This window comes from Aeromonas sp. 600276, assembly GCF_049175815.1.
GTDB classification, from domain to species: Bacteria; Pseudomonadota; Gammaproteobacteria; order Enterobacterales; family Aeromonadaceae; genus Aeromonas; species Aeromonas dhakensis.
The window spans coordinates 245,523-256,668 of record NZ_JAAKVU010000005.1; the positions used below are offsets into that span (position 1 = coordinate 245,523).

Consider the following 11,146-nt stretch of genomic DNA (forward strand, 5'->3'; position numbering starts at 1 on the left):
TACGTTGATGGTCACATGTGACTGCCTGTTAAAGCTGTGTATAGTGAGCCAATTTAAAATTGCCGAAAAGTTTATCACGGGCCGCAGGGGGATTCGACCTTGACGAGATCGCCCCCGGGACCCGGCAGAGGGAGCAGCGATGAAAACCAGAGACAGGATCATTCACAGCGCCACCGAGCTGTTCAACGATCAGGGTGAGCGCAACATCACCACCAACCACATTGCCGCCCACCTCGGCATCAGCCCGGGCAACCTCTATTACCACTTCCGCAATAAAGAAGACATCATCCACTCCATCTTCGACCAGTACGCCCGTCACCTGAGCGAGAGCTTCACACCGGCCCGCAGCGACGAGATCAAGCTGGAAAACCTGATGGGCTATCTGGATGCCATCTTCTATCTGATGTGGCAGTTCCGCTTTTTCTACGCCAACCTGCCGGACATTCTCAGTCGCGACGAGCCGCTGCAGCAGAAGTACCTCAAGGCCCAGGAGCAGCTACGCGCCGCCGTGGTGGCCCTGCTCAGAAGCCTGCGCGAGGGCGGCATCATAGACGTCAGCGACGAGGATCTGCCGGATCTGGGCCAGACCATCAAGATGGTGGTGACCTGCTGGATCCCGTTCCAGATCGCCCAGGCTCCCAGCACCCGCATCACCAAGCCACTGCTCTATCAGGGCGTCTTGCGGGTGCTGTTTCTGCTGCGCCCCTATGTGCAGCCGCAGGTGGCCGAACAGATCCGCCAGCTGGAGCAGCATTACCGTCAACTGGCCCAACCAGCTGGGTGAGATCTGTTTCACATTTGTTGAACATCAGCACAATAATTTGAATTCGCCGCAACAGATTGCAGTAAAATGTCGTCCTCTGTTGATACGCAGCTGAAATAGCCAATGAGGATCGAGGATGTCTAACGGATTCTATCGTCACCTGACCGAGCAGCTTGAGCAGGTCCAGGCTGAAGGATTGTACAAGCAGGAACGCGTCATCACCTCGGCCCAGCAGGCCCGGATTGCGGTGGGCGGCGAGCAGGTGCTGAACTTCTGTGCCAACAACTATCTGGGGCTGGCCAACCACCCCGATCTGATCGAAGCGGCCCACCAGGGGCTGGACAGCCACGGCTTCGGCATGGCCTCGGTCCGTTTCATCTGCGGCACCCAGGATCAGCACAAGGCGCTGGAGCAGAAGCTGTCAGCCTTCCTCGGCACCGAAGACACCATCCTCTACTCTTCCTGCTTCGATGCCAACGGCGGTCTGTTCGAGACGCTGTTCGGCGCCGAAGACGCCATCATCTCCGATGCCCTCAACCACGCCTCCATCATCGATGGGGTGCGGTTGTGCAAGGCCAGGCGCTATCGCTACGCCAACAATGACATGGCCGAGCTGGAAGCCCAGCTCAAGCAGGCCAATGCCGATGGTGCCCGCTTCAAGCTGATCGCCACCGACGGCGTCTTCTCCATGGATGGCGTCATCGCCGACCTCAAATCCATCTGCGATCTGGCTGACAAGTACGATGCGCTGGTGATGGTGGATGACTCCCATGCCGTCGGCTTCATCGGCGAGAACGGCCGCGGCACCCACGAATATTGTGGCGTGATGGAGCGGGTCGACATCATCACCGGCACCCTGGGCAAGGCGCTCGGCGGCGCCTCCGGCGGTTACACCTCCGGCAAGAAAGAGGTGATCGACTGGTTGCGTCAGCGCTCCCGCCCCTATCTCTTCTCCAACTCGCTGGCACCCTCCATCGTCGCCGCCACCATCAAGGTGATCGACATGCTGGCCGATGGCCACGACCTACGTGCCCGCCTGAAGGAGAACAGCCAGTACTTCCGCGAGCGGATGAGCGCCGCCGGCTTTACCCTGGCCGGCGCCGATCACGCCATCATCCCGGTGATGCTGGGAGATGCCAAGCTGGCAGCCGAGATGGCGAGCCGCATGCTGGCCGCCGGCATCTATGTGGTGGGCTTCTCCTTCCCGGTCGTGCCCAAGGGCCAGGCCCGCATCCGCACCCAGATGTCCGCCGCCCATACCCGCGAACAGCTGGACCAGGCCATCGATGCCTTCATTCGCATCGGCCGTGAACTCGGCATCATCTGATTTGAATCAAGGGGCCCGGCGCCCCTTTTTTCTGCGTTCATCGTGAAGGAACAACCATGAAAGCACTCTCCAAACTGCACAAAGAAGCCGGCATCTGGATGACGGACGTACCGGCCCCCGAACTGGGCCACAACGACCTGCTGATCAAGATCCGCAAGACCGCCATCTGTGGCACCGATATCCACATCTACAACTGGGACGAGTGGTCGCAGAAGACCATCCCGGTGCCCATGGTGGTCGGCCACGAATACGTCGGTGAAGTCGTTGCCGTGGGCCAGGAAGTGCGCGGCTTCGCGGTCGGTGACCGGGTCTCCGGCGAAGGCCACATCACCTGTGGCCACTGCCGCAACTGCCGTGCCGGCCGCACCCACCTGTGCCGCAACACCATAGGCGTCGGCGTCAACCGCCCCGGCGCCTTTGCCGAGTACCTGGTGATCCCGGCCTTCAACGCCTTCAAGCTGCCGGACAACATCCCGGATGAGCTGGCCGCCATCTTCGATCCGTTCGGCAACGCGGTGCACACCGCCCTCTCCTTCGACCTGGTGGGTGAAGACGTGCTGATCACCGGCGCCGGCCCCATCGGCATCATGGCTGCCGCCGTCTGCCGCCATGTGGGCGCCCGTCACGTGGTGATCACCGACGTCAACGAGTACCGGCTCGAGCTGGCCCGCAAGATGGGCGCCACCCGCGCCGTCAACGTGGCCAAGGAGCAGCTCTCCGACGTGATGAGCGAGCTTGGCATGACCGAGGGGTTCGACGTGGGGCTGGAGATGTCCGGCGTCCCCTCCGCCTTCCAGGACATGATCGACAAGATGAACCACGGCGGCAAAATCGCCATGCTCGGCATTCCCCCCGCCACCATGGCCATCGACTGGGGCAAGGTGATCTTCAAGGGACTGTTCATCAAGGGGATTTACGGCCGCGAGATGTTCGAAACCTGGTACAAGATGGCGAGCCTCATCCAGTCCGGGCTCGATCTCTCCCCCATCATCACCCACCGCTTCCACATCGATGACTTCCAACAGGGCTTCGATGCCATGCGCTCCGGCCAGTCCGGCAAGGTGATCCTCAGCTGGGACAAATAAGCCTTTCAGCACTTCAATCAGATGAAACCCGGTGAAAACCGGGTTTCTTTTTTGCAGGCCGGCCTCGCCAGTTTGTGATCCGACGAAGAAACTTTGCACGCAGAGTGCTTAACACTTCACACACAAGCGTTTAAATGGCTGTAACTATTCGGTTATAATCCAGTCGTTTTCTAGGGATAATAAAAGCCTGCTGGGAGTACATGAGCGTGTTGAAAAAACTGAGCTATTTGCTGGCGGTCGGGATGACGGCCGCCAGTTTGTCCGGTGCCGTGCTGGCTGCCGATGATATGTCGCCGGAGGCCATTGCCGAGCGCATCAAGCCTGTCGGTCAGGTCTACACCGCCAAGGATCTGGAAGGGATTGCGACCGCAGGCGCAGCCCCTGCGGCGGCCGCGTCATCCGGCCCGCGCGACGGAGAAGCCGTGTTCAAGGGCGCCTGCTTCGCCTGTCACGATGCCGGCATCGCCGGCGCGCCCAAGCGCGGCGACAAGGCTGCCTGGGAGCCTCGTATCGCACAAGGCATTGAAACGCTTAAGAAACATGCCATTGCCGGCTTCGCAGGCAAGACCGGCGTCATGCCCCCCAGAGGGACTTGCGCCACCTGTAGCGATGAAGAGATCGAAAACGCCATTCACTACATGATCGACAAGCTCTAAGTGATTGAAAGGGCCGCATATGCGGCCCTTTCAATCTGATGACTTCCGACTACTCTTTGAAGGGTAGATAAATCGGGAGTCACTCATGTCAGCGCAACCCACAGCACCACATTACTCGACTCCCTTGCTGGCGTTGGTTTCCGCTATTATGGATTTCCCCGCCCCCTCCGTCGCCACAGCCAAAGATTACGACACCCTGATCCAGCAGCTGAACCAGCTCTGCCCGTTGCAACATTTCGGCATGCTCGGCCTGTCGGAAGCCGGACTGCACTGGGTGTGTGAATACCAGGTCCCCGACAGTTTCAAATTGCAGCTGGGGCTGGAAGAGTCACGCATCACGGATCAACTGACCCAGCTGGACGAAGCCGAGGGTTGGTGCACCCTGCCGGTCGAACACGGTCAGATCCAGTGGTTGCTGGCCTGCTGCCAGCCCAAGGAGCTGCCGACACTGCGCCTGTTGCTGGAGTGCCTGGCCAAACGGCTGAACGAGACCCAGGCTGGCTCCCAGCTGTCAGAGCTGGCCTCGCCGCTCATTCGCAAGGATCCGGACTGGCAGAGAAAGATCGAGAGCATCAACCGCATCATCCGGCTGGCCAACACCCTGCCCAGCCAGGCGCTCTTCTCCCAGCTCGAGGCTGTGTTGCGCCAGATGCTCGCCATTCAGGACATGCTGCTGGTACGTATCGACAGCCACCGGCTCGAGAAGATCTACCCGGAACTGCCCCACCACAGCGACGAATTCATCACCGGGCTCTGCCACAGCACCAACAACATTGAGCAGCACAAGGAGCAGCTTTACTGGTACAGCCAGCCGCTGCGTCTCCAGCAGCAGTACTTCGCCCACTTCCTCATCAGCCTGCAGCAGCCGCTGGAAACCGACGACCGGCTGTTTCTCGACTTCCTGCGCAGCCAGCTGACTCTGCTGCTGGAGCTGAGACGGATCCGCCAGCAGCTCCACGACATCAACTCGGAAGACTCCATCAACCAGCGGCTGCAGCAGTTGCGCCAGACCAACCTCAGACTGCAGAAGCAGTTGAAGCAGCACCAGGAGCTGGAACGCCGACTGCAATTCGATGCCCTGCACGACCCGCTGACCCAGCTACCCAACCGGGCACTGTTGATGAACCACCTCAACCACGCCATGACCCACTTTCACCGCTACAAGTCGCCCGGGTTTTCGCTGATCTTCATCGATGTGGACCACTTCAAGCAGGTCAACGACACTCTCGGCCATAGCGCCGGCGACCAGCTGCTCAAGGAGATGAGCCGCCGCCTGCAAACCTGCATACGACAAAACGACATGGTGGCAAGGCTGGGGGGGGACGAGTTCGTCATCTATCTGGACAGCAGCAAGACCGAGGAAGATATCAGCCCGGTGCTCAACCGCATCATCAGCCGCCTCTCCTATCCCTTCCGGCTGATGGGCAACGAACTCGGCATCACGGTGAGTCTCGGGGTCGCCAGCGTGTCGGAACAGACATCCGACATCAGCCAGCTCCTGCATCAGGCCGATCTGGCCATGTACCAGGCCAAGCGCAACGGTCGCAGCCGCATCGTCAGCTATTCGGAAGAGTGCTCGGCCCAGACCTGGGCCTCGCCGGAAGAGATGCTGGCCAGAGCGCTGCGGGCAGGCCGCATCGTGCCCTATTTCCAGCCGGTGATCCGGCTCAAGGACAGCCGCCTGACCGGGCTGGAGGTCATGGCACGCTGGATCACCGAAGAGGGGGTACTCAAGGACGCATTCGACTTCATCCCGCTGGCGGAGCAGTGTGGCCTCATCCAGGAGCTGGATTACCAGATCCTGCGCCACACCTGCCAGCAGCTAAAAGAGTGGCTGCCGCTCTCCGGCCAGAGCAAGTTCAAGGTGGCCATCAACCTGTCCGGCAAACATCTGGTCAGCCATGAACAGATCATGCAACTGGTCGAGATCATCGAATCCGAAGGGATCTCCCCCGGCTATCTGATTTTCGAATTCAACGAACGGGAACTGTCACGGCAGGATTCCGATGCCCTCACCTCACTGCACGAGCTGAGGGCCAAGGGCATCCAGATCAGCCTGGATGATTTCGGTACTGGCTTCTCTTCCCTCAATGCCCTGTTCCACTTCCCGGTAGACTACATCAAGGTGGATGACAGCTTTACCCATCGCATGTTGCAATCTCCCAAGGATCTGGCGCTAATTCGCGCCATGCGCGACATCTGCCAGGATCTGGACTTCACCCTGGTGGTGGAAGGGATAGAGAACCAGCAGCAACTGCAGAAGCTGATCGACCTGGGCTGCCTGATGGGCCAGGGGCGCTACATTTCACCACCCATGCCGGGCGCCGACATCACACCCCTGCTGACCCAGAGCAAATAAGCGGAGCGACTCAATCCTTCTTGAACATGGCGCGCAGATTGGCTACCGCCATCTGCCCCTTCTGCTGACGCTCCTCCGCACTCACCTTCTTCTGGTTTTCCCACTCCAGGTCATCCTGCGGCAGTTCCAGCAGGAAGCGGCTCGGCTCCGGCCGCACTGACTCGCCAAACTGGCGCCGCTCCTTGCAGAGGGTGAAGGTCAGCTCGGTCTGGGCCCGGGTGATCCCCACGTAGGCGAGGCGCCGCTCCTCCTCCACGTTGTCCTCGTCGATGCTGGTCTGGTGCGGCAGCAGCCCCTCCTCCATACCCACCATGTAGACATAGGGGAACTCCAGCCCCTTGGAGGCGTGCAATGTCATCAGCTGTACCTGATCGGCTTCATCCTCTCCCTCGTTGCGCTCCATCATGTCCCGCAAGGTGAGGCGTGTGACCACCTGGGCGAGCGTCATCGACTCTTCCAGCTCGTCCCCCTCCAGCATCTCGCTGATCCAGCGATAGAGGGTGGAGACGTTCTGCATCCGCATCTCGGCCGCCTTCGGGCTGGGGGAGGTCTCGTAGAGCCACTCCTCGTAGTGGATCTCCTTGATCATGTCCCGCACCGCCTCCACCGGATTGCCGCGCAGCGCCTGATCACCGAGCCGTACCAGCCAGTTGGTGAAAGCCTGCAGGGCGGTGAGGCCGCGGCCGGAGAGGTGCTGCTCCAGCCCCAGCTCGAAGCTGGCAGCAAACAAGCTCTTGCCACGCTGGTTGGCGTATTGGCCCAGTTTTTCGAGCGTGGTGGGGCCGATTTCGCGCCGCGGCAGATTCACTACCCGCAGGAAGGCGGTGTCCTCGTCCGGATTCACCAGCAACTTGAGGTAGGCCATGATGTCCTTGATCTCGGTGCGGGAGAAGAAGGAAGTGCCCCCCGAGATACGGTAGGGAATGCGGTTGGTCATCAGCGCCTTCTCGAAGATGCGCGACTGATGGTTGCCCCGGTAGAGGATGGCGTAATCCTTGAAGCGGGTGCGATTCATGAACTTGTGACCCATCAGCTCGGCGGCGATGCGCTCCGCCTCGTGCTCCTCGTTCTTGGCAAACAGCACCTTGAGCTTCACCCCCTCGTCCAGCTCGGAGAAGAGGGCCTTGTCGTAGACGTGGGGGTTGTTGGCGATCAGGATGTTGGCGCACTTGAGGATGCGCCGCTTGGAGCGGTAGTTCTGCTCCAGCTTGATGAGCCGCAGATTGGGGAAGTCCTCGTTCAGCAGCACCAGGTTCTGTGGCTTGGCACCGCGCCAGGAGTAGATGGACTGGTCGTCGTCTCCCACTACGGTGAAGCGGGCCCGCTCGCCGACGATCTGCTTCACCAGCTCGTACTGGCTGGTGTTGGTGTCCTGGTATTCATCGACCAGCAGATAGCGGATCTTGTTCTGCCAGCGGGTGCGCACTTCCTCGTTGCTCTTGAGCAGCAGGGTCGGCATCACGATGAGGTCGTCGAAATCTAGGGCGTTGTAGGCCACCATCTGGCGGTGATAACGCTCGTAGAGCTGGGCCATCAGCACCTCTTCAGGCCCGCGGGCGATGCGCATGGCGCGGGCAGGCAGGATGAGGTCGTTCTTCCAGTTGGAGATCTGGCTGATGAGGGCCGAGAGCTTGTCCTTGTCGTTGTCGAGCTCCGCCTCGGTCAGCTCCTTGAGCAGCGCCAACTGATCGGTATCGTCGAACAGGGAAAAATTGGCCTTGAGATTCAGGCTCTTGTGCTCGCGGCGAATTATCTCGAGCCCCAGGGTATGGAAGGTGGAGACCATCAGCCCCCGCGCCTCCTTGCGACCCAGGGTCTGGCCGACCCGCTCCTTCATCTCCCGCGCCGCCTTGTTGGTAAAGGTGACCGCCGCTATGTTGCGCGCGTTGTAGCCGCACTGCTGCACCAGATAGGCAATCTTGTTGGTGATGACGCGGGTCTTGCCCGATCCGGCACCCGCCAGCACCAGGCAAGGGCCGGAGACATACTTGACCGCTTCGTTCTGATTGGGGTTGAGCTTCATGGGCCGGATCTCTTGGCTTATGATGAGGGGCGGCATTGTAACAGAAATCACCCGGCCAGCCCCATCGAGCAATAGCTCGCCAGATGCCTTGTGTTCGGCGGCGGTTTTCAGGATCATGACCGACTTTTCGAGATGATGACCACTTTTCCAGACAGTGAGGGGAGCATGAACCAGCAACAGCACGACCGGCTGCGCAGCCAGTTTCCGGCCTTGGCGCAGGAGGTCAACGGCCACCCGCTGGTCTATCTGGACAATGCCGCAACCACCCAGAAGCCGAAAGCCGTGCTGGATGCGATCAATCACTACTATCGGGCCGACAACGCCAACGTGCACCGTGCCGCCCACGCCCTGAGCGGCCGGGCCACCCGGGCCTTCGAAGATGCCCGCGAGACTGTCGCCCGCTTTATCAATGCCCCTCGCAGCCACGAGGTGATCTGGACCCGTGGCACCACGGAGGCGATCAACCTGGTGGCCCAGAGCTGGGGAATGAGCGAGTTCAAGGCGGGAGACGAAATCATCCTCAGCACCCTGGAACACCACGCCAATATCGTCCCCTGGCAGCTGGTCTCCCAGCGCACCGGCGCCGTCATCCGGGTCGTCCCCCTCGATGAGCGGGGCGATCTCGACATAGCCGCCTATCTGGCCATGCTGGGACCACGTACCCGACTGGTGAGCGTGGCCCACGTCTCCAATGCCCTCGGTACCGTCAATCCAGTTGAGCAGATAGTGGCAGCCGCCAAGGCGGTCGGTGCCCTGACCCTGATCGACGGTGCCCAGGCAGTGGCTCACCTGGAGGTAGATGTGCAGGCCATCGGCTGCGACTTCTACGCCTTCTCCGGCCACAAGCTCTACGGCCCGACCGGTATCGGCGTGCTGTGGGGGCGCACCGAACTGCTGGAGCGGATGCCTCCCTGGCAGGCCGGTGGCGAGATGATCGACAGGGTCAGTTTCGGTGGCACCACCTTCAATACCCTGCCCTTCAAGTTCGAGGCGGGCACCCCCCATATCGCCGGTGCCATCGGCCTGGCTGCCGCCATCGATTTTGTGATGGAGCAAGACAGGGGGGCATTAGCCAGCCATGAAGCGGTGCTGACCGACTACCTGGTCGCCGGCCTGCGTCAGATACCTGGGCTGCGTCTGGTCGGCGAACCCGGTCAGCGTGCCGGCGCAGTCTCCTTCCTGCTAAGGGATATCCACCCGCAGGATGCCGCCACCCTGCTCGACATGCAGGGGATCGCCCTGCGGGTCGGCCACCACTGCGCCATGCCGTTGATGGAGAGCCTTGGCATAGGCGGCACAATGCGAGCCTCGCTGGCCTGTTACAACAACCGTGACGATGTGGACGCCCTGCTGGCCGCCCTGCACAAACTCAGTGACTTCTTCTAAGGCAGACACCCGATGAACAGCCTCGCAACCTATACCCGGATCGGCCTTGAGCCCGACGCCGATACCATCCGCCAGCAGTTTGCGGCGGCGAACGGCTGGGAGAACCAGTACCGCCTCATCATCCAGCTCGGCAAGCTGCTACCCGTCTTGCCCGCAGAGTGGCAACAGGAAGAGAACCGCCTGAAAGGGTGCGAAAGCCAGGCCTGGCTAAAGGGAGAGGTGGGTGAGGACGGCAACTGGCACTTTGCCTGCGACTCCGACGCCCGCATCGTGCGTGGCCTCATCGTCATCGTGCTGGCAGCACTCAATCATCAGAGTGCCGACGCTATCCAGGCTTTCGATATGGATACCTATTTCAGCGAGCTAGGGCTCGAAAAACACCTGAGCCCGTCGCGGGGCAACGGGCTCAGGGCAATCGTGTTGGCGATCCGGCAACAGGCCGTCTAACCCGCCTTGTTCAGTGGTCGATCAGGCCTCACCAATCGACCCTGTGTCTTCATTCCCAGCCTCTTGCTCGGCACGGGCTCCCCGTTCGGCAATCTTCTTCAATACCCGGGAGGCGGCGACCAAGCCAAAGGTGGCCGTCACCGGCGTCACGGCGCCAAAGCCAGAGGCGCAATCCATCTTCATATTGCCGTCGCTGGCCGCCTTGGCCTGACAGGTGCCGCCATGGCCGTCCGGATAACTCAGCTGCTCGGTTGAGAAGACACACTCCACCCCGAACTTGCGCGCCGGATTCTTGCTGAAGTTGTGCTGCCGGCGCAGGTCGGAACGCACCTTGGCGGCCAGCGGATCCTGAATGGTCTTGGCCAGATCGGCCACGGTGATCCGGGTGGGGTCCATCTGCCCGCCAGCACCGCCCGCCACAACCACCGGGATCTTGTTGCGCTTGCAGAAGGCAATCAGCGCCACCTTGGCCTTGACCGAGTCGATGGCATCCACCACATAGTCAAACTCTCGCTTGATATGCTCGGCCAGATTGTCGGCGGTGACGAAGTCATCCACCTCGATCACCTCGCAATCCGGGTTGATGGCACGGATGCGCTCGGCCATCACCTCCGTCTTGAGGCGACCAACCGTGCCCTGCATGGCATGGATCTGGCGGTTGGTGTTGGTGATGCAGATGTCGTCCATGTCGATCAGGGTGATCTGGTTGATGCCGGCACGGGCCAGCGCCTCTGCCGCCCAGGAGCCGACGCCGCCGATCCCGACCACGCAGACACGCGCCTGGCTGAAGGAACCAAGTGCACTCTGACCATAAAGACGGGCAATGCCCCCGAATCGCTGTAGATACTCTGCTTTCATACCACCACCTTGATTGAGGGCGGCCATTATAGCGACAACCATGGGCGGCGGCGAATTTCAGATAAACATGAAACGGGATGGAGCAACGAAATCAGGCTAATCGAGATGAGATAAAGAGATCGTAGAGACGAAAAAAAGCCCAGTCGTTAGACTGGGCTTCTTAAATAGTGGCGGAGCGGACGGGACTCGAACCCGCGACCCCCGGCGTGACAGGCCGGTATTCTAACCGACTGAACTACCGC

Annotated in this window: 9 protein-coding genes; 7 read left to right on the top strand and 2 right to left on the bottom strand. The window is 60.8% G+C overall.

Annotated elements, in window-relative coordinates:
- The first annotated feature begins 139 nt into the window (after window positions 1-139).
- The 5 genes from G5134_RS07415 (at window position 140) to G5134_RS07435 (ending at window position 6,190) form a co-directional block, all read left to right on the top strand.
- The gene (locus G5134_RS07415) at window positions 140-784 is read left to right on the top strand and encodes a TetR/AcrR family transcriptional regulator (RefSeq protein ID WP_005306940.1); all 645 of its coding nucleotides are present in this window, start codon (window positions 140-142) and stop codon (window positions 782-784) included.
- Between the two features lie 115 nt (window positions 785-899).
- A complete protein-coding gene (locus G5134_RS07420) occupies window positions 900-2,090 on the top strand; it encodes a glycine C-acetyltransferase (protein WP_017779451.1) in 1,191 nt (396 codons plus the stop codon).
- A gap of 56 nt (window positions 2,091-2,146) precedes the next feature.
- Window positions 2,147-3,175, top strand: coding sequence for an L-threonine 3-dehydrogenase (gene tdh, locus G5134_RS07425; protein ID WP_065018429.1), 1,029 nt, complete (start codon window positions 2,147-2,149; stop codon window positions 3,173-3,175).
- A gap of 200 nt (window positions 3,176-3,375) precedes the next feature.
- Window positions 3,376-3,831, top strand: a complete 456-nt coding sequence (locus G5134_RS07430) for a c-type cytochrome (protein ID WP_017786998.1) — start codon at window positions 3,376-3,378, stop codon at window positions 3,829-3,831.
- 85 nt (window positions 3,832-3,916) lie between these two features.
- The gene (locus G5134_RS07435; RefSeq protein ID WP_026141315.1) at window positions 3,917-6,190 is read left to right on the top strand and encodes a putative bifunctional diguanylate cyclase/phosphodiesterase; all 2,274 of its coding nucleotides are present in this window, start codon (window positions 3,917-3,919) and stop codon (window positions 6,188-6,190) included.
- Between the two features lie 10 nt (window positions 6,191-6,200).
- Here the strand turns inward: G5134_RS07435 and rep are convergent, their stop codons facing one another.
- Window positions 6,201-8,213, bottom strand: coding sequence for a DNA helicase Rep (rep, locus tag G5134_RS07440; RefSeq protein WP_065018428.1), 2,013 nt, complete (start codon window positions 8,211-8,213; stop codon window positions 6,201-6,203).
- Between the two features lie 165 nt (window positions 8,214-8,378).
- Between rep and G5134_RS07445 the strand changes: the two genes are divergently transcribed.
- Both G5134_RS07445 and G5134_RS07450 read left to right on the top strand, forming a co-directional pair.
- The gene (locus G5134_RS07445) at window positions 8,379-9,599 is read left to right on the top strand and encodes an aminotransferase class V-fold PLP-dependent enzyme (protein WP_065018427.1); all 1,221 of its coding nucleotides are present in this window, start codon (window positions 8,379-8,381) and stop codon (window positions 9,597-9,599) included.
- A 12-nt stretch (window positions 9,600-9,611) separates the two neighbouring features.
- Window positions 9,612-10,046, top strand: a complete 435-nt coding sequence (locus G5134_RS07450; protein WP_065018426.1) for a SufE family protein — start codon at window positions 9,612-9,614, stop codon at window positions 10,044-10,046.
- A gap of 21 nt (window positions 10,047-10,067) precedes the next feature.
- Here the strand turns inward: G5134_RS07450 and tcdA are convergent, their stop codons facing one another.
- A complete protein-coding gene (gene tcdA, locus G5134_RS07455; RefSeq protein ID WP_017781316.1) occupies window positions 10,068-10,904 on the bottom strand; it encodes a tRNA cyclic N6-threonylcarbamoyladenosine(37) synthase TcdA in 837 nt (278 codons plus the stop codon).
- Window positions 10,905-11,146 lie beyond the last annotated feature (242 nt).